The organism is Novosphingobium aerophilum (assembly GCF_014230305.1).
Taxonomy (GTDB): Bacteria; Pseudomonadota; Alphaproteobacteria; order Sphingomonadales; family Sphingomonadaceae; genus Novosphingobium; species Novosphingobium aerophilum.
On the sequence record NZ_JACLAU010000027.1, the window covers coordinates 1 to 17,129 of the forward strand.

The 17,129-nt window shown below is 67.0% G+C and carries 17 protein-coding genes, 1 tRNA gene and 1 pseudogene; 7 read left to right on the plus strand and 12 right to left on the minus strand.

Annotation, left to right across the window (positions count from 1 at the left end; all coding sequences use genetic code 11):
* Positions 1-121: 121 nt before the first annotated feature.
* Both H7F49_RS13975 and H7F49_RS13980 read right to left on the minus strand, forming a co-directional pair.
* Positions 122-334 (minus strand): hypothetical protein, encoded by a 213-nt coding sequence (locus tag H7F49_RS13975; RefSeq protein ID WP_185684197.1) that lies wholly within the window; start codon positions 332-334, stop codon positions 122-124.
* A gap of 56 nt (positions 335-390) precedes the next feature.
* Positions 391-1,299, minus strand: a pseudogene (locus tag H7F49_RS13980) (ParB/RepB/Spo0J family partition protein); the annotation flags it as partial.
* Positions 1,300-1,640: 341 nt separating this feature from the next.
* Between H7F49_RS13980 and H7F49_RS13985 the strand changes: the two are divergent.
* The gene (locus H7F49_RS13985) at positions 1,641-2,051 is read left to right on the plus strand and encodes a helix-turn-helix domain-containing protein (RefSeq protein WP_235982175.1); all 411 of its coding nucleotides are present in this window, start codon (positions 1,641-1,643) and stop codon (positions 2,049-2,051) included.
* 11 nt (positions 2,052-2,062) lie between these two features.
* On the opposite strand, the gene H7F49_RS13990 is transcribed toward H7F49_RS13985, so the two are convergent.
* The 8 genes from H7F49_RS13990 to aspS form a co-directional block, all read right to left on the minus strand.
* A complete protein-coding gene (locus H7F49_RS13990) occupies positions 2,063-2,743 on the minus strand; it encodes an RES family NAD+ phosphorylase (protein ID WP_407940314.1) in 681 nt (226 codons plus the stop codon).
* A 47-nt stretch (positions 2,744-2,790) separates the two neighbouring features.
* Complete coding sequence (locus H7F49_RS13995; protein WP_185684199.1) at positions 2,791-3,204, minus strand: MbcA/ParS/Xre antitoxin family protein; 414 nt, start codon at positions 3,202-3,204, stop codon at positions 2,791-2,793.
* A gap of 362 nt (positions 3,205-3,566) precedes the next feature.
* Positions 3,567-3,643 (minus strand) — tRNA-Met (locus tag H7F49_RS14000).
* A 59-nt stretch (positions 3,644-3,702) separates the two neighbouring features.
* The gene (locus tag H7F49_RS14005) at positions 3,703-4,245 is read right to left on the minus strand and encodes a 2'-5' RNA ligase family protein (RefSeq protein ID WP_328806764.1); all 543 of its coding nucleotides are present in this window, start codon (positions 4,243-4,245) and stop codon (positions 3,703-3,705) included.
* Positions 4,242-5,204, minus strand: a complete 963-nt coding sequence (gene mltG, locus H7F49_RS14010; RefSeq protein ID WP_185684201.1) for an endolytic transglycosylase MltG — start codon at positions 5,202-5,204, stop codon at positions 4,242-4,244. Before mltG ends, H7F49_RS14005 begins: the two co-directional genes overlap by 4 nt.
* Before the next feature lie 4 nt (positions 5,205-5,208).
* A complete protein-coding gene (fabF, locus tag H7F49_RS14015) occupies positions 5,209-6,465 on the minus strand; it encodes a beta-ketoacyl-ACP synthase II (protein ID WP_185684202.1) in 1,257 nt (418 codons plus the stop codon).
* Between the two features lie 171 nt (positions 6,466-6,636).
* A complete protein-coding gene (locus H7F49_RS14020) occupies positions 6,637-6,873 on the minus strand; it encodes an acyl carrier protein (protein WP_185678069.1) in 237 nt (78 codons plus the stop codon).
* A 176-nt stretch (positions 6,874-7,049) separates the two neighbouring features.
* On the minus strand, positions 7,050-8,831 hold the full coding sequence (aspS, locus tag H7F49_RS14025; protein ID WP_185684203.1) for an aspartate--tRNA ligase: 1,782 nt from the start codon (positions 8,829-8,831) through the stop codon (positions 7,050-7,052).
* A 116-nt stretch (positions 8,832-8,947) separates the two neighbouring features.
* Here aspS and rnd point away from each other — a divergent pair, with 116 nt between their 5' ends.
* From rnd to H7F49_RS14050, 5 genes are all read left to right on the plus strand, one after another.
* Positions 8,948-10,249, plus strand: coding sequence for a ribonuclease D (gene rnd / locus H7F49_RS14030; protein ID WP_185684204.1), 1,302 nt, complete (start codon positions 8,948-8,950; stop codon positions 10,247-10,249).
* A gap of 30 nt (positions 10,250-10,279) precedes the next feature.
* Positions 10,280-11,176, plus strand: coding sequence for a hydrogen peroxide-inducible genes activator (locus tag H7F49_RS14035; RefSeq protein ID WP_185684205.1), 897 nt, complete (start codon positions 10,280-10,282; stop codon positions 11,174-11,176).
* A 116-nt stretch (positions 11,177-11,292) separates the two neighbouring features.
* Positions 11,293-12,753 carry a serine hydrolase domain-containing protein gene (locus H7F49_RS14040; protein ID WP_235982177.1) on the plus strand — a complete coding sequence of 487 codons (1,461 nt, stop codon included), beginning with the start codon at positions 11,293-11,295 and terminating at the stop codon, positions 12,751-12,753.
* 248 nt (positions 12,754-13,001) lie between these two features.
* Entirely contained in the window at positions 13,002-14,312 is a 1,311-nt protein-coding gene (locus H7F49_RS14045) for a cytochrome P450 (protein WP_185684207.1), read from the plus strand.
* 1 nt (position 14,313) lies between these two features.
* Positions 14,314-14,508: a ferredoxin gene (locus tag H7F49_RS14050; protein WP_185684208.1), complete on the plus strand. Its 195-nt coding sequence runs from the start codon at positions 14,314-14,316 to the stop codon at positions 14,506-14,508.
* Positions 14,509-14,587: 79 nt separating this feature from the next.
* On the opposite strand, the gene pgsA is transcribed toward H7F49_RS14050, so the two are convergent.
* Positions 14,588-15,181 (minus strand): CDP-diacylglycerol--glycerol-3-phosphate 3-phosphatidyltransferase, encoded by a 594-nt coding sequence (gene pgsA, locus H7F49_RS14055; protein ID WP_185684209.1) that lies wholly within the window; start codon positions 15,179-15,181, stop codon positions 14,588-14,590.
* A 208-nt stretch (positions 15,182-15,389) separates the two neighbouring features.
* On the opposite strand from pgsA, the gene H7F49_RS14060 reads away from it, so the two are divergent.
* A complete protein-coding gene (locus H7F49_RS14060; protein ID WP_185684210.1) occupies positions 15,390-16,775 on the plus strand; it encodes an MFS transporter in 1,386 nt (461 codons plus the stop codon).
* Positions 16,776-16,787: 12 nt separating this feature from the next.
* On the opposite strand, the gene H7F49_RS14065 is transcribed toward H7F49_RS14060, so the two are convergent.
* A complete protein-coding gene (locus H7F49_RS14065) occupies positions 16,788-17,069 on the minus strand; it encodes a hypothetical protein (protein ID WP_185684211.1) in 282 nt (93 codons plus the stop codon).
* Positions 17,070-17,129 lie beyond the last annotated feature (60 nt).

Genomic DNA, 17,129 nt, shown 5'->3' on the forward strand with positions numbered 1-17,129 from the left:
CATAGGAGTGATCCGTGCGGGGCGTTGCCCATTCGCTCCGGGGCTAGCCCCGGAGCGAATGGGCGCTCACCTCAAACTGGGGAATTTTCGTTCGGCGCTTTTGGGGAGAATACGTCCGGCATCAACACGTGTCGATCACCCGGTCCAGCATGGCCTGCGGCAGCGCGCCGTAATCCCCTTCGTCGACGGCGATGTACCCGCCCTCGTCGTCGGCCAGGATGTACTGCGTGTAGTAGCTGTGAAAGGACCGGGCATGGGCCTGGTCCAGGGCTGCCACGAAGGCGGCCTGATCTGCCTTGAGACCCATGGGAGCAATGTTCAGCGTAGCGGGCATGGTCGTTCCTCCTGATGTTCGATGCTTCGCATCAGGAGCTGCACACGATGGTGGCGACGGGCTGGGTCAGCCTCGGTGAGGGGCGCCGGCTGCGCCGGCAGACGCACCAGACCTTCGATGAACTCGTGGCTGGTATAGGGATCGAGCGTGGGCTTGACCCAGGCCAGTCCCTGCTCGGCGGCCAGGGACTGCGCGTGCTCTTCCATCCTGGCCATGGCGAGGGTCTCGAGCAGCGCCACATCGGACCAGGCCTCGCTATGCTCATCATCGAACAGTTCGCGCTCGATCCTGCCCCCGGCCGCTATGTATGCGTCGCGGCCGACCAGACGGGCCCTCGGATCACTGCCGCGCACCGTGCCCGAGAGCACCATGCGCCGGACGCTGTCGGCATTCGGCGCGTAGTAGGCGGCATTGATCTGCTCGAAGACCCGCGCCTGGATCTCCTGATCGGAGGTCGCGCCAAAAGCCTTGGCGAGGTCGAGGGTGATCTCGCCGGCGGCGAGAGCCTCGAACACGACGGGGGCCAGGTTCGCGAGCCGCAGGCGGCCCTCCACGAACCGGACGGTGAGGCCGAAGCGACGCGCGACCTCCTCTGCGGACGCGCCCGTCTCGACCAGCCCAGCGAATGCCTGGGCCTCGTCAGCGGGATTCATCGCGAGGCGATGGAAGTTCTCGGCCAGGCTCGTTCCGGCCGTTTCTTCCGCCGCATCCTCGAGGACAAGGCACATGACCTCGTGGTCGCGCGGCAGCACCTTGTCATCCGCGAGGGCCAGCATGGCCCGGCGGCGACGCTCGCCCGCCTCGACCTCGAACTTGCCTTTGGTCGTAGGCCGCACGATGAGGTTCTGCAGCAGGCCGTGGGCGGCAACGCTCGCCTTGAGCTGCGCATCGGCGGCAGGATCGCCATGACGGCGGACATTGCGGGGCGACTGCACAAGCTTGTTGAGCGGGATCGACTTGATCATGGGACACACTCCTGATTGCGAGCCCGGTGCATCGACCTTCGACGCCCATCCGGCTCACCCAGGACAAAGCCCACTCCCCTCTCTGGCCTATCGCCCCGCCGCTGCCGGGCCGAAGACGAAAGCCATTCTTGCCCGGGTACCCCATCGGATTGGATTTGTGCCGATTGGGCTAGGGACGGCCTGGGCAACACGGGCTAGTTGTAAGGGCGCTTGCGCCCAGATTGGCTTGGTGACCGCACCTCGATACCCATTACGTGACTGGCGGCCACCCACCTGATCCTCCCGACAAAGCAGGTGGCAAAAGCGACTGGAGGAAAGAGGCGCGCGGGCTTCTGCGGCGCGTGGATCAGCTGTTCGCGGCGCAGCTGTCCAGCCCTCCATTGGACTGCGAGATGGATGCCATTGGGATTGCCGAGGCGATCTACCGCTTTCGGCGACGACGGGATCTGCTGCTCGAGCATCAGGGCATCGGGCAGCTCTTTACCGACCCCGCCTGGGATATGCTGCTCGACCTTTTCATCGCACGAGGGCGCGGCAGGTCCATCTCGATAACGAGCCTGTGCATCGCCGGCTGCGTGCCTGCAACGACGGGACTGCGCTGGATCGAGCTCCTCGTGAGCAATGGCCTGGCAAATCGGCGCGCCGATGAAACGGACGGACGACGAACGTTCATCGAGATCAGCGACACAGGGTACCGGATGCTCGAGGACCTGCTTGGCGGGCGCGGTCATGAGGCCGCTGGGCCCGTTTAGATAAAGGCCGCTCAGGACTCTGCGGCCGGCAGGTCGACCACGCGAAACACCGCGCCGGATCCGGCATCACGCACGAGATCCACCCTCTGCCCGTCCCAGTGATAGTCGAGATGCCGGCCTTGCACCGGGCTAGCGGCGCCATCCGGATAGAACAGCGCAGCGCACTCGCCGCCGGCATGGCGCACGCTGGGATAGACGATGCCATTCGAGCCAGCGGCCCTGAGGGTGCCCGCGAGCGCTTGCGCCGCCGAGTAATTGTCGGGCTCAAGCGCCGCGGCAGCATCCGCTTGCCCCCTGAGATCATGGAGGTCCGCCGAGACCGAGAGGACGATCTCGCGGAATTGCGAGGTCCAGCCGGGGGCTTCTCGCGTCCGCAGCATGAAGCGGGCATGATGGTGGATCGTCTCGAACAGGGCGGTCTCGAAGCTGATGCCGACATAGAGCACGCCATAGCTGCCATCGGTGAAGCGGCTCGGTCGGTCGGCACTGACATGGGTAAAGGGCGCCATCAGGAACGAAGCGCCGGCGCCGCCGACCCTGCGCTCGGCAGGGACGAGGTCGAGATTGCCGATCGTTGCCATGAGCCGTGGGTTGGTTTTCTGTTCGGCGGAAATGAGGAGCGGCCAATCGGCCGGGTCCGCAATGTCTTCGTACAGGTCAATGGGCGGATAGGCGCTGCGGATGATCCGCACCGCCCCTCTCCACTCAACGCGACTGACCGGCAGGATCGGGGCGGAGCTCACCAGCCTCCGCGCTCGGCATCGAGGTAACGGCGCACCCGCATGATATCGGTGAGCTCACCGCCGAGCATCACCTCAAGCGCGCTTGCGCCGCCGAACGCCTCGTTCGCTGCCTTGATCCAGGCATAACCGCGCGGAGCCTCGGAAAAGATCAGCCGCAGCGCCTTGTGGATGCCCATGAGGTTGGAGAGGCGGGCGCACCCGTCGCGCGAGATGCGGCCAGGCCCTTCGGCTTTCCATCGGCGATAGGAGCGGACTGGCATGTCGAGGAGCGTTGCCGCCTGCTCATCGTTCAGCTCCCACCGGCCAAACAGACCGAGCACCGCCCTGAACATGGCGGCTGCCTCGTTCTGGGTGATGGGATCAGGTCGAAACGCCGGAACGGCGGTATCAACGGGTTGTAGAGCCAGCATGGCAATTCTCCATTTGGCAGCAAATAACCTCACAAATGCCATTTGGCAATGATGAGCAATCGGGCGTCCACCTGGCAGCTGATGTTGCTCGCAAGTTGGCCGCTTGGTCACGCGGGCTGGGTCTGCCGTGCCCTGATCTCATCGTTCCAGTCCGATCCTTTGGCGGCGGGCACGCGTGACACAATGACACGATCGACTGCGGCATAGGCCTTCCTGGCGCGCTCCTCGGCTACCCCCGCACCAAATCTGGCTGCATGTGGAAGGACAAGGGCGAATGCGGACGCGAATCGCCCGCAACCCTCTACTTTTCCGCTGTTTTTCGGAAAAATGCGGAAGCGTCTGGAAGCTTCCGGACAGGCCTTTGGTAGCGGAGGAGGGACTCGAACCCCCGACACGCGGATTATGATTCCGCTGCTCTAACCGGCTGAGCTACTCCGCCCCATCGGGCTCCCGGGTGTCCCGGGCAGGCGGCGCTCTTAGGGCGCACTGCGGGCTTGGTCAACCACCTCTTTTGCCTCGGAACGACCAGTGTCCGACGCCCTCCCAGGGGCCGCCGCGATAGCGGTGGAGGGCCAGGCCGGCAAAGGCGAAGCGACGGTGCGGCACCGCGCCGCGCACCTGCTCCTGCAGGGCGCGGGCGGCGGCGGGGGTGACCTTGTTCTGGATCGTCACGTGCAACCGGGGAACGCCCTGGTCCTGCGCGGTCAGGAGACCGTGGCAGTGTTCGGCGATCCGCTCGCGCAGGGATAGCAGGCCAGGGCTGACCAGGGCGATCGCGGTCCCCCGCCCCAGATCGTGCAGCCCGCACACCTCCGCCGGGACAGGCCCGTGATCGCCGCACAGCCGGGCCAGCAGCCGCGTCAGCTCCGGGCCGACCGACGGGGGCAAGGCATGGAACAGGGTGACGTGGGCCGGCAGGACGTTCCGCTCGGCCGGATAGTGCGCGCGGCGCAGGCCATCGGCCCAGGCGAACAGGTCAGTCGGCAGGGTGGCGGTGACGATCAACGGCGCCCGGTCGGGCCCCGCAGGCGGTTCGCTCACAGCTCGCCGCGAGCCCGGCGGATCGCGAACCATTTGGCGACGTTGCGGTTGTGCTCTTCCAGCGTCGCGGCAAAGGCGTGGCCGCCGGTGCCGTCCGCAACCATGTAGAGCGCATCGGTGTCCGCCGGGTTGAGCACCGCCTCGATCGAGGCACGCCCCGGGTTGGTGATCGGCCCGCTTGGCAGGCCGACCATGGCATAGGTGTTGTAGCCGTTCACCGCGGCGATCTCGCTCTGGCGGATGCGCCGCCCCAGCGGCTTGCCGCGGGTGATCGGATAGATGATCGTCGGATCGGCCTGGAGCATCATGCCCTTGCGCAACCGGTTGGAATAGAGCCCGGCCACCAGCCGCCGCTCTTCGGGCTTGCCGGTTTCCTTCTCGACGATGGAGGCCAGGATCACCGCCTCGCGCGGGGTGCGGGCCACCGTGCGGGATGAGCGGTTGGCCCAGAGGTCCTTGAGGGTGCGATCCATCGCCGCCTGCATCCGCGCGACCACCGCCTTTCGACTCTCGCCCACGCCGATCTCATAAGTGTCGGGCAGGACCGAGCCTTCGTCGGGCACGGCGATCTCGCCAGCGAGATTGGCCTGCGCGGCGAGCCGCTCCTTCACCATGATCGAGGGCATGCCTTCGGGCACGGTCACGAAGCGGCGGATCACCTTGCCGCCTTGCAGGATGTCCAGGATCGTCGCCTGGCTGGCGCCCTTGGGCAGCATGAAGGTGCCGGCCTTGATCGGTGCACTGCCGCCCAGCAGCTTGGCGCGCAGCTTGAACAGGCCGGACCGATCGGTCGCGCCGACATCCTGAAGCTTGGCCGAGACCTGTCCGAAGCTGTCGCCCTGGGCGACGACGAATTCGGTGTCCTTGTCGAGCGGCCCGGGCAGGTACCACCCGCCAAGCAGCCACAGCAGGGCCGCCGCGGCCGCGAGCAGCGCGATCAGCTTGCCGCGGCCGCGCATCGGCTCAGACCTTCTTCATCACCAGGCTGGCATTGGTCCCGCCGAAGCCGAACGAGTTGTTCAGCACGGCGCGCACTTCGCGCTTCTTCGCCACCAGCGGCACCAGATCGACGCCCTCGGTGCCCTCGTCCGGGGTGTGGAGGTTGAGCGTGGGCGGGACGATCTGGTCGCGGATCGCCAGGATGCAGAAGATCGCCTCGACCGCGCCGGCTCCGCCCAGCAGGTGGCCGATGGCCGACTTGGTGCTGCTCATCGAGGCGCCCGACAGATCGTCGCCCAACACGCGCTTCACCGCAGCCAGCTCGATCGTGTCGGCCATGGTCGAGGTGCCGTGGGCATTGACGTAATCGATGTCGCCCGGGGCCAGCCCGGCCTTGCGCAGCGCCATCCGCATGGCCAGTTCGGCGCCCTTGCCTTCCGGGTGCGGGGCGGTGACGTGATAGGCATCGCCCGACAGGCCATAGCCGACCACCTCGGCGTAGATCTTGGCGCCGCGCGCCTTGGCGTGTTCGTACTCTTCCAGCACGACCACCCCGGCGCCCTCGCCCATGACGAAGCCGTCGCGGTCCTTGTCATAGGGGCGGCTGGCCTCGGTCGGACGGTCGTTGAAGCTGCAGTTCAGCGCGCGGGCCTGGGCGAAGCCGGCCACGCCCAGCGGGTTGATGGTGCTTTCCGCGCCGCCCGCCAGCATGATGTCGGCATCGCCATCCTTGATCATCCGCGCCGCGTCACCGATCGAATGGGCGCCGGTCGAGCAGGCGGTGACCACCGCGTGGTTCGGGCCCATCAGGCCGTATTTGATCGAGACCTGGCCCGAGATCAGGTTGATCAGGCGGCCATGGACGAAGTGCGGCGAGACGCGGCCGGGGCCCTTCTCGTGCAGGACGATCGATTCGCTCTCGATCCCCGGCAGACCGCCGATGCCCGAACCGATCGAGCAGCCGGTGCGCATCTTCAGGTCATCGTCCATCTCGGTCAGACCCGCGTCCTCGAGCGCCTGGCCCGCCGCGTCGATGCCATAGACGATGAACGGATCGACCTGGCGCTGGATCTTGTGATCGACGCGCTTGTTCGGATCGAAGCCGTACTCATGGTCGGCCGGCTTCACCTCGCAGGCGATCTGGCACTTCTGGTTGCTGGCGTCGAAGCGGGTGATCGGACCCGCACCGGACTTGCCGGCGATCAGATTGGCCCAGACGGTCTCGACATCGGCCCCCAGCGGGGTGACCAGACCAAGACCGGTGACGACGACACGACGCATAGACTGCTCCGAAACTATGTCTGCGCGGCCCCTACGCGCTGCGGCGGAAAATACAACAGGCCCAACCCGGGAAAGGGCTGAGCCTGATGCGGGTCCCTGCCCCGCCCCGGCCATGGGAGCGGGGAGTGCCCTCAAGCAAGCTCAGGGCGAAGGGCCTGTCGAAAAGGGCGATCAGCCCTTGTTTTCGTTGATGTACTTGATCGCGTCCGAGACGGTGCTGATCTTCTCGGCGGCATCGTCCGGGATCTCGACCCCGAACTCTTCCTCGAAAGCCATCACGAGCTCGACGATGTCCAGGCTGTCAGCGCCCAGGTCGTCGATGAAGCTCGCGTCCTCGGTAACCTTGTCAGCCTCGACGCCGAGGTGCTCGACCACAATCTTCTTAACCCGGTCGGCGGTGTCGCTCATGGAATGTCCTCTCGTGAACGGGAGATGAAAAACTCGAAGGTGCCCTAATGTGCCGTGGCGGCGCTGGCAAGTGGTTGCGCGCGTGCCGGGCAAAAGGCCGGGACAGGCCCGTTACGCAGCGTCCGCCGGGCCGGACGGGAGGCTCTTCGCCCCGCCGGCCGGACAGACGGTGCCCGTCATCCCTTCGGCGGCTCCACCACGCGCAGGTGGAGCTCGCGAAGCTGCTTCGGCTCGGCCGGGCTCGGGGCACCCATCAGCAGGTCCTCGGCGCGCTGGTTCATCGGGAACAGCGTGATCTCGCGCAGGTTCTGCGCACCGCACAGCAGCATGACGATGCGATCCACGCCCGCCGCCATGCCCCCGTGCGGCGGAGCGCCGTACTGGAAGGCGCGGTAGAGCCCGCCGAAGCGCTCCTCGACATCGGCCTTGCTCAGGCCGACCAGCTCGAAGGCCTTGACCATGGTCTCGGGCGACTGGTTGCGGATCGATCCCGAGGCGATCTCGTAGCCGTTGCAGACCAGATCGTACTGGAAGGCCTTGATCGTCAGCGGGTCCTGGCTGGTCAGCGCCTCGATCCCGCCCTGCGGCATCGAGAACGGGTTGTGGCTGAACTCCACCTTCTTGCTGTCCTCGTCCCATTCGTAGAACGGGAAGTCGACGATCCAGCACAGCTCGAACCGGTCCTTGTCGATCAGGTCGAGCTGCTCGCCGACGCGGATGCGCGCCAGACCGGCAAGCTTGGCCGCCTGCTCTTCCTTGCCAGCGGCGAAGAAGCAGCCGTCGTCGGGGCCCAGGCCCAGCGCGTCGAACAGCGCGGCCATCTTCTCGGGACCGTGGTTCTTGGCGATCGGCCCGCCGAACTCGCCGCCCTTGCGGGTGACATAGCCCAGGCCGGCATGCCCTTCGGAGCGGGCCCAGTCGTTCATGTCGTCGAAGAACTTGCGGCTGAGGCCCGCCGTGTTCGGCGCCGGGATCAGACGCACGGTTCCGCCCGAGCTGACGATCTTGTCGAACAGGCCGAAGCCCGATCCGACGAACTCGCTGGTCACGTCACGGATGATCAGCGGGTTGCGCAGGTCGGGCTTGTCCGAACCGTACTTGAGCATCGCCTCGGCATAGGGGATGCGCGGGAAGCTGCCGATCGGGGTGACGGCCTTGCCTTCGGCAAAGGCCTCGAACACGCCGCCGATCACCGGCTCCATCGTCTCCCACACCTCTTCCTGGGTGACGAAGCTCATTTCCAGATCGAGCTGGTAGAACTCGCCCGGCAGGCGGTCGGCGCGGGGATCCTCGTCGCGGAAGCAGGGGGCGATCTGGAAATAGCGGTCGAAGCCCGCCACCATCAGCAGTTGCTTGTACTGCTGCGGGGCCTGCGGCAGGGCATAGAACTTGCCCGCGTGGATGCGGCTCGGCACCAGGAAGTCGCGCGCGCCCTCGGGCGAGGAGGCGGTGAGGATCGGGGTCGAGTATTCGGTGAACCCGGCGCCTTCCATGCGCCGGCGCATGTCCGAAATGACCTTGGTCCGCTTGACGATGTTGGCGTGCAGCGTGTCGCGGCGCAGGTCCAGGAAGCGATAGCGCAGGCGAATGTCCTCGGGGTATTCCTGCTCGCCCGCCACGGGCATCGGCAGTTCCTCGGCCCGGCTCAGCACGGTGGCCTCACGGGCGAAGACCTCGATCTCGCCGGTGGCCAGGTTGGGGTTGACCGTGCCGGCGCTGCGCGCCTTGACCACGCCGTCGATGGTCACGACGCTTTCCACCCGCAGCCCTTCCAGCAGCGGCAGCGCGGCGCTGTCCACGTCGGCCACCACCTGGGTGATGCCGTAATGGTCGCGCAGGTCGACGAACAGCACGCCGCCATGGTCACGCTTGCGGTGAACCCAGCCGGACAGGCGGACGGTCTCGCCCTCGTGGGCCTTGGTCAGCGCGCCGCAGGTGTGGGAGCGATAGGGATGCATCGGAAACTCTTTCCATTCGGCCCGCGATCAGGCAGGGGCGGTGATGCGCGGCTAACAGGCGATGGCCGGGCGTTTGTCAAGCCGCGGACCCGCACGGGTCCATACAGAAAAGACCCATGAAGATACATCCTCTCATCACCACCACCGCTGCCCTCGCCGACCTGTGCGAACGCCTGTCCAAGGCGGACTTCATCTGCGTCGATACCGAGTTCATGCGCGAGAACACCTACTGGCCGGAACTCTGCCTGATCCAGATCGCGGACACCCAGGAAGCGGCCGCGATCGATCCCATGGCCCCGGACATCGACCTGTCCCCCCTGCTCGACCTGCTGGTCGACAACGAGGACGTGCTGAAGGTCTTCCATGCCGGCGGGCAGGACGTGGAAATCATCTACAACCTGACCGGCAAGACCCCGCATCCGATCTTCGACACCCAGATCGCGATGATGGCGGTCAGCCAGTCCGAACAGATCGGCTATTCCAACCTGGTCGAAAGCTGGCTGGGCATCAGCGTCGACAAGGGCGCCCGCTTCACCGACTGGTCGCGCCGGCCGCTCGACGCCCGCCAGATCGATTACGCCATCGGCGACGTCACCCACCTGTCCAAGATCTTTCCCAAGATCCTCAAGCGGCTGATCAAGACCGGCCGCGGCCAGTGGCTCGATGCCGAGATGGAAAAGCTCGCCGATCCCGAGAATTACCGGAACGATCCCGACACCGCCTGGGAACGGATCCGTGCCAGCGGGCGCAATCCGGCCATGCTCGGGCGGCTCAAGGCGCTGGCCGCCTGGCGCGAGCATGAAGCGCAGGACAAGAACATCCCGCGCGGCCGCATCGCCCGGGACGAGACCCTGGCCGACATCGCCAGCCACCCGCCGCGCCAGCAGGCCGATCTGGCCAAGGTGCGCGGCCTGTCCCCCGGCTGGAAGGAGAACGAGATCGGCAAGCGCCTGATGGCCGCCCTCGCCGCCTCGGCCCCGCTCACCGAGGACGAGCTGCCGCCGCGCACCCCACGCGGAGCGCCGCTGGGCAAGGAGGGCGCGCTGGTGGCCGACCTGCTCAAGCTGCTGCTCAAGATCCGCGCGCGCGAGATTGACGTTGCCGCGCGGCTGCTCGCCCGCAGCGACGATCTGGAGCTGCTGGCGGCCGGCGTCCGCAAGAAACTGTCGCTGCTGGAAGGCTGGCGCTTCGACGTGTTCGGCCGCGACGCGCTGGAGCTGGTCGAAGGCAAGCTGGCCTTCGCCGTGCTGGGCGGCAAGCTGAAGATGACCCACATCGACGAGATCCACGAGGAAATGGGGCAGCAGAACCCGGTGTCGGTCGAGGACGAGCCGGTCGAGGGGGAGCCGGTCGAGGGGGAGCCGGTCGAGGGGGAGCCGGTCGAGGGGGAGCCGGTCGAGGGGGAGGACGTCGAGTGATCCTTCCCGGCACGGGGAGGATCGGTTGACATGACCGTCTTCCAGCCCACCCTCAAGCAACTGCAATATCTGGTCGCGCTGCACGAACACGGCCACTTTGGCCGCGCCGCCGAGGCCTGCTTCGTGTCGCAGTCCACCCTTTCGGCAGGTCTGCGCGATCTGGAAAACCTGCTCGGCGTGGTCCTGGTCGAACGGACCAAGCGCGCGGTGAGGTTCACCCCGCTGGGCAATGCCGTTGTCGCGAAGGCTCACCGGATCCTGCGCGAGGCCGAGGAGCTGTCGGACCTGGTCCAGTCGAGCGGGCAGCCGCTGGCCGGCGAGGTGCGGATGAGCGTGATCCCGACCATCGCGCCGTTCCTGCTGCCGCGCATGCTGCCTCGGCTGCGCCGCGAGCGGCCCAGCCTGAAGCTCTACCTGCGCGAGGAAACCAGCGCCGCGGCGATGGAATCGCTGCAGCACGGCCGCGCCGACTGCGTTCTGCTGGCGCTCCCCTTCCCCACCGGCGACGTGGAGAAGGAGACGATCGAGCTGGATGCGCTGTTCGTCGCCTTTCCCAAGGACGATCCCCGCGACCTGCCGGCCGAGATCCCGGCCGCCCTGATCGACGAGAACCGCCTGCTGCTGCTGGAGGATGGCCACTGCCTGCGCGAACATGCGCTCGCCGCCTGCAACCGCCCCGAGCTGCGCGCCTCGGCGACGATGATCGGCACCAGCCTCCACACGCTGGTGCAGATGGTCGACAATGGCCTGGGCCTGACCATGCTGCCCGAAATGGCGATCGACGCGGGCATCCTCAACGGCACCGACGTTGTCGCCCGCCCGCTCGACACCCCCACCGCCAACCGCGAGATCGCCCTGGTCTGGCGCCGCAACAGCCCGCGCGGCGAGGAATTCCGCATGCTCGCCGAGGAACTGCGGGCGGGGTGATGGAGTGGCCCCGCGGGCTGCGTTGACACGATCGATACCCAGCCATAGCCTCCCCCCCAGCAACGGTTTGGGGGCTGGGGATTGCCATGAATGTGCGGACCGCGCTGGTGGGATTGATGGCCCTGATGCTGGCCCCCGCTGCGCATGCGGAAGCACCCGATCCCGCCAGCCTGGCCGAGGTTGACCGGATCTTCGCCGACTGGCGCCTGTCGGCCCATGTCCCGGGGCTGGTCTACGGCGTGGTCGCCGATGGCAAGCTGGTCCATGTCAAGGCCCTGGGGGTGCAGGACACCGACACCAACACGCCGGTATCGGCCGACAGCCTGTTCCGTATCGCCTCGATGTCCAAGGCCTTTACCGCGCTGGCCATTCTCAAGCTGCGGGACGAGGGCAGGCTGTCGCTCGATGCCCCGGCCGAACGCTATGTGCCCCAGCTCAAGACCTGGCGTTATCCGACGGCCGACAGCCCGCGGATCACGATCCGGCATCTGCTGACCCATACGGCCGGGTTCGTCGAGGACAACCCCTGGGGCGACCGCCAGCAGGTGATGACCGAAGGGGAGTTCTCGCGCCTGCTGACCACCGGGGTCGCTTTTGCCCGCCCGCCCGGCATGGCCATGGAGTATTCCAACCTGGGCTATGCCCTGCTCGGACGGATCATCACGAACGTCTCGGGCAGGCCCTATCAGGACTACATCCGGGCGGAGCTCATGCAGCCGCTGGGCATGCTCGCCACGACCTATGACGTGTTCGCCTCACCACCCGCCCGCCGCGCAATCGGCTATCGCTGGCAGGATCACCAGTGGGTGCGCGAACCGGACATGAAGGACGGCGCGTTCGGCGCGATGGGCGGGGTGGAGACCAGCGCCAACGACTATGCCCGCTGGATCGCCTTCCTGCTGTCCGCCTGGCCGCCGCGCGATGATCCCGACCAAGGCCCGGTCCGCCGGGCTACGGTGCGCGAGATCGGCACGGGCAGCAACTTCGCGACGGGCACCCTGCGCGCGGCCGCGGCAGGCGGGGCACCATGCCGCCGCGCCATTGCGTACGGCATGGGCTGGAGCGCGATCGACGATTGCGACCTGGGCATGCTCCTGTCCCACTCGGGCGGCTATCCGGGCTATGGCTCGATTGCGCTGCTGCTGCCGGAGAAAGGCCTGGGCATCTTCGCCTTTGCCAGCCGGACCTACGCCGGGCCCGGGCTGCCGGCGACGCGGGCGCTGCTGGCACTGCACAGGGCGGGCGCGCTCAAGTCCCCGCCACCCCAGCCCGATCCCGGCCTGGTCCAGGCCTATGCGGCGGCGGCCATGGTCTGGCGCACCGCCAGCATTACCGCGGCGCCGCTGGCGAACAACATGCTGCTTGATCGCGATGCGGAGCGCTGGCGAGCGCAGATCGAAAGCCTGCGGGCCGAAGTCGGCACCTGCCCGGCCGACGAGCCGATCGTGCCGGTGTCGCGGATGGAGGGGCGGTTTGCGTGGACCTGCGAGCATGGCCGGATCACCGGCCGGGTCCAGCGTTCGCCGAACGTTGCCCTGGAAATCCAGGCTCTGGAGTTTGCCCCGGCCGAGCCGTGAGAAGGAGACCGCCCGGCGCGGCAGGGCCCCGGGCCTGGCCGGACCGCAGGCGCCATTGACCGCCCCTGCTCCCGCCCTCTTATCGACAAGACCAGCGCCCCGGACGCCGCAGCCCGGGCCGCCACGCCGCTCGGGCGATGTCTTGGGCCGGGCTATGCCAAAACCGACCGGGTTGACCTATTGTCGGGCAGGAGTCCGGCTGAGGCGCCGCCAGCGCGCCGGCTGCGAGCGCCGGACAAGGAGTGACCATGAACGACGAGTCCCAGGATTTCGAGGCGCACGACTTCTTCCTCAGCGACCGCTGGATCACCAATCCCTACCCCTATTTCGACTACCTGCGGGCCATGTCACCGGTCTACCGCGAGCCGCATCACGGCATCTTCATGGTCACCGGCTATGACGAGGCGATGGAGATCTACAACGATCCGGAACGGTTCTCCTCCTGCATGTCGACCACGGGGCCCTTCGCTGGCTGCCCGATCCCGCTGGACCAGCACCGCAACGAGGACATCTCCGATCTGATCGAGCAGTGGCGCGACAAGACGCCGTTCTATGATCAGCTTCCCACCATGGACCCGCCCGTCCACACGGCCCATCGCTCGCTGCTGATGATGCTGATCACCCCTCGCCGTCTCAAGGAGAACGAGGAGTTCATGTGGCGGCTGGCCGACGAGCAGATCGACACCTTCCTGGGCCGAGGCGAATGCGAATTCATGAACGACTTCGCCCAGCCCTTCGCGGTGCTGGTCGTGTCCGATCTCCTCGGTGTGCCGGCGGAAGACCGGGTTGAGTTCCGCAAGCACCTGATCCGCGTGGAGCGCGAGAGCGGCGGGGCCGTGGTCGGCGGCACCGATGGCGAGGTCACGCACGGGCCGCTGGAATTCCTTTATGACAAGTTCTCCGCCTATATCATCGATCGCCGTGCCAACCCCCGGGACGATGTCCTGACCGGGCTGGCCAAGGCCACCTTTCCGGACGGTTCGGTGCCCGATCCGATGGATGTCGCGCGGATTGCCGCTAACGTCTTCGCCGCCGGACAGGAAACCACGGTCCGCCTGCTCAGCTATGCCTTCCAGTATATCAGCGATCATCCGGAGATGCAGCGCCGCCTGCGGGAGGACCGCAGCCTGATTCCCAACTTCGTCGAGGAATGCATGCGCACGGAAGGCCCGGTGAAGGGGGATTTCCGCCTGGCCAAGCGCCCCACCAGCGTGAGCGGGACCGAGATCCCGGCCGGCAGCTTCCTGTTCATCGCCAACAGCGCGGCCAACCGCGATGCCCGCAAGTTCGACAACCCCGGCGAGTTCCAGCTTGAACGCAAGAATGCCCGCCTGCACGTCGGCTTCGGCGCTGGCCGTCACGCCTGTCCCGGCGCGCCGCTGGCGCGGGCCGAGACCGTGGTCGCCCTCAACCGCATGTTCGACCGCACCAGCGACATCCGCATCTCGGAAAAGGTCCACGGCCCGGCCGATGCGCGCCGCTACACCTACCTGCCCACCTTCATCCTGCGCGGCCTGACTCATATCGCACTGGAATTCGACGCGCGGGAGGCCGGTTGACATGAAGGTTCGGGTCAACCCGGAAATCTGCGCCGGATTCGGCATCTGCACCGGCATCGCCCCGCACGTGTTCGAACTGCACGACGATGGCTATGCCGTGGCCGTGCTGGATGACATCGCCCCGGAGGATCAGGATCTGATGCTCCGGGCCGAAAGCCAATGCCCGGCGCGAGCGATTGCGATCCTGGAAGACTAGGGGCATTTGCGCTGGCGCGGAGGCGGGGCCAGGCAGGGCAAACGGAGCGGCCCTGCGGCCTGCCGCACGATGTCCGACCTCAGTCCATGTGCTTCAGGCCGACCCGCAGGTAGTCCCAGCCGGTGATCACGGTGAGCACGGCGGCCGCCCACAGCGTCGTCAGCCCGACCGTGTGCGGCAGGTTGACGGTCTGCCCGGCCAGGGTGACGGTCCACCACGGCGTGCCCTTGCCCAGGATCAGCGCGCCCAGGCAGATGATCTGGAACGTGGTCTTCCACTTGGCGAGCTTGGAGACCGGGACGGACACCTGGATGCCGCCCAGAAACTCGCGCAGGCCGGATACCGCGATCTCGCGCAGCAGGATCACCAGGCCGGCGATCACGTGGAGATCGCCCACGTAAGGCCCGGTGAGTACGCCTTGGGCCGCCAGCACCAGCAACACCGCCGCGACCATGATCTTGTCAGCGATCGGATCGAGGAATATCCCGAGCTTGGACACGGTGCCCTGGGCGCGGGCGAGATAGCCATCGAAGTAATCGGTGATGCCCATCAGCGCATAGACCGCGAAGGCGGCGAGATAGCCTGCCTGCCAGCCCGGCCACCACAGCAGCGCGACCAGCAGCGGGACCGTGACGATCCGCGACAGGGTGAGCATGTTGGGCAACGACAGCATCGCGGCAAGAGCTACCCGTTCTGCGGCGTGCTTGTCGAGAGGGTGCGGGCAAGGAACGCGGTCGGACGCGGCACGCGCCCCACATTAACCGCTTGTCATCCTGCCTTGGCGCAAACGCTCTTGTCCGCACCGCAATCGTCGCTAGGGTCCGCCGGCCGCCAAGGCTCGACCGTCAGGCTCGACAGGGGGGCCTCTGCCAGGGAACCGCATGACCACCACCACCCACCTTCTGCGGCAACGGCGTTTCCTGCCGCTGTTCGTCACCCAGTTGCTCGGCGCGTTCAACGACAACCTGTTCAAGAACGCGATGGTCCTGTTCGCGGTCTACAGCCTCTACAACTCGGAAAGCCAGGAGGCCGCGTTCAGCGGGATTGCCTCGGCCCTGTTCGTGATCCCCTTCGTCACCCTCTCGGCCCTCTCGGGCCAGTTGGCGGACACCCGCGACAAGGCGGGGATCATTCGGGTGGTCAAGGCCTGCGAGGTGGGCATCATGGTGGTCGGCGGCGCCGGCCTGTTCCTCGCCTGGAAAAACTGGGCCGTCGAAAGCCTCGCGATCCCGCTCATGCTGACCGCCCTGTTCGCCATGGGCATCCATTCCACCTTCTTCGGTCCGATCAAGTACGCCATCCTGCCCCAGCACCTGAAGCCCGACGAAGTGCTCGCCGGAACCGGATTGGTCGAGGCCGGGACCTACATCGCGATTCTGGCCGGAACGATCCTGGCCGGCTGGATCCCGGTCGAGTGGGCCGCAGTCGGCGTGATCCTGACTGCGCTGATCGGCTACGTCGCCGGCCGGCAGGTGCCACCGGCGCCGCCGCTCGGCACCGAGACCAAGGTGTCTTTCCCCGTCCTCGACTGGTTCCACGCGCGGGCCGGCTCGAAGCTCGCCTATGGGCTGGGCTGGCTGCCGATGGCGATCGCCGACCAGTTTGTCTCGGCCTACCGCCTGATCCGCAACACCACCGATGATCGCAGGGTCGCCCTGGCGATCGGGGCGATCTCGTTCTTCTGGGCGGTGGGCACGATCCTGTTCATCCAGTTCCCGCCGCTCGCCAAGAACGTGCTGCATGCCAGCAAGGAGGTGGCAAGCCTGTTCCTGGTGATCTTCTCCATCGGGATCGCGGTCGGCTCGATGTCGATCAACGCCCTGCTGAAGGGCACGGTTTCCGCCCGGTTCTCCCCTCCGACAGTCGTCGTCATGGGGCTGTTCGTCGTGGCGTTCTGGTTCGTCTGCTCGCACTGGCAGGATCACCAGGGCGAAGGGCTGATGCAGCTCGGCGCCTTCGTGTCGCATCCGCAGGCGGTCTGGCTGCTGCTGGCCCTGTTCGGCATTGCGGTGGCCGGCGGCATGTTCGTGGTGCCGCTCTACGCCTTCCTCACCACCTTCGTGCCCCCGTCCCAGACCGCGCGCACCATCGCCGCCAACAACATCGTCAACTCGGGCGCGATGGTCCTCGGCGCGGTGCTGTCGCTGGTGCTGGGCAAGTTCGGGATTCCGCTGGTCGACCAACTGCTGGTCAGCGCAGGGATGAGCGTGGTCTCGGCCGCGCTGGGCTACTGGCTGTACCGGGCGGAACGGACCGCGCTCGGGTAAGGACCCGGGGGCTCAGCCGAGGAAAGTCATCACCGCCAGCAGGCAGGCGATGTAGGCGATCAGGAAGTCCTTCACGTCCTGGGTGGTGATACCCAGCCAGCGCCGCGGCTTGGCCACGGGGGCTTCGGCCGCCGGCGCTGTCGCCGCATCCTCGGCGGCCAAGGCCAGTCGCGCGGCGACCTCGGGTTCGACCTCGGGCAGCGAACGCAGCACGCGGCGTGGCAGAGTGGCGCGGAAGGGATGACGGGTCCCGCCATAGCGGGCCGTGCCGATGATGAAGCCTGCGGTGTCCATGGCCACGGTGGTAACGAATTGTTCACCACGTTCCAGTCCGGCCGGCGGCCGCTTTCAGCA

Excerpts from the sequence above, each read along its gene's own strand:
- H7F49_RS13975 (WP_185684197.1), bottom strand. The coding sequence starts at position 334 with ATGCCCGCTACGCTGAACATTGCTCCCATGGGTCTCAAGGCAGATCAG.
- H7F49_RS13995 (WP_185684199.1), bottom strand. The coding sequence starts at position 3,204 with ATGCTGGCTCTACAACCCGTTGATACCGCCGTTCCGGCGTTTCGACCT.
- mltG (WP_185684201.1), bottom strand. The coding sequence starts at position 5,204 with ATGCGCGGCCGCGGCAAGCTGATCGCGCTGCTCGCGGCCGCGGCGGCC.
- fabF (WP_185684202.1), bottom strand. The coding sequence starts at position 6,465 with ATGCGTCGTGTCGTCGTCACCGGTCTTGGTCTGGTCACCCCGCTGGGG.
- H7F49_RS14020 (WP_185678069.1), bottom strand. The coding sequence starts at position 6,873 with ATGAGCGACACCGCCGACCGGGTTAAGAAGATTGTGGTCGAGCACCTC.
- aspS (WP_185684203.1), bottom strand. The coding sequence starts at position 8,831 with ATGCATCCCTATCGCTCCCACACCTGCGGCGCGCTGACCAAGGCCCAC.
- rnd (WP_185684204.1), top strand. The coding sequence starts at position 8,948 with ATGAAGATACATCCTCTCATCACCACCACCGCTGCCCTCGCCGACCTG.
- H7F49_RS14035 (WP_185684205.1), top strand. The coding sequence starts at position 10,280 with ATGACCGTCTTCCAGCCCACCCTCAAGCAACTGCAATATCTGGTCGCG.
- H7F49_RS14040 (WP_235982177.1), top strand. The coding sequence starts at position 11,293 with ATGGCCCTGATGCTGGCCCCCGCTGCGCATGCGGAAGCACCCGATCCC.
- H7F49_RS14045 (WP_185684207.1), top strand. The coding sequence starts at position 13,002 with ATGAACGACGAGTCCCAGGATTTCGAGGCGCACGACTTCTTCCTCAGC.
- H7F49_RS14050 (WP_185684208.1), top strand. The coding sequence starts at position 14,314 with ATGAAGGTTCGGGTCAACCCGGAAATCTGCGCCGGATTCGGCATCTGC.
- pgsA (WP_185684209.1), bottom strand. The coding sequence starts at position 15,181 with ATGCTGTCGTTGCCCAACATGCTCACCCTGTCGCGGATCGTCACGGTC.
- H7F49_RS14060 (WP_185684210.1), top strand. The coding sequence starts at position 15,390 with ATGACCACCACCACCCACCTTCTGCGGCAACGGCGTTTCCTGCCGCTG.
- H7F49_RS14065 (WP_185684211.1), bottom strand. The coding sequence starts at position 17,069 with ATGGACACCGCAGGCTTCATCATCGGCACGGCCCGCTATGGCGGGACC.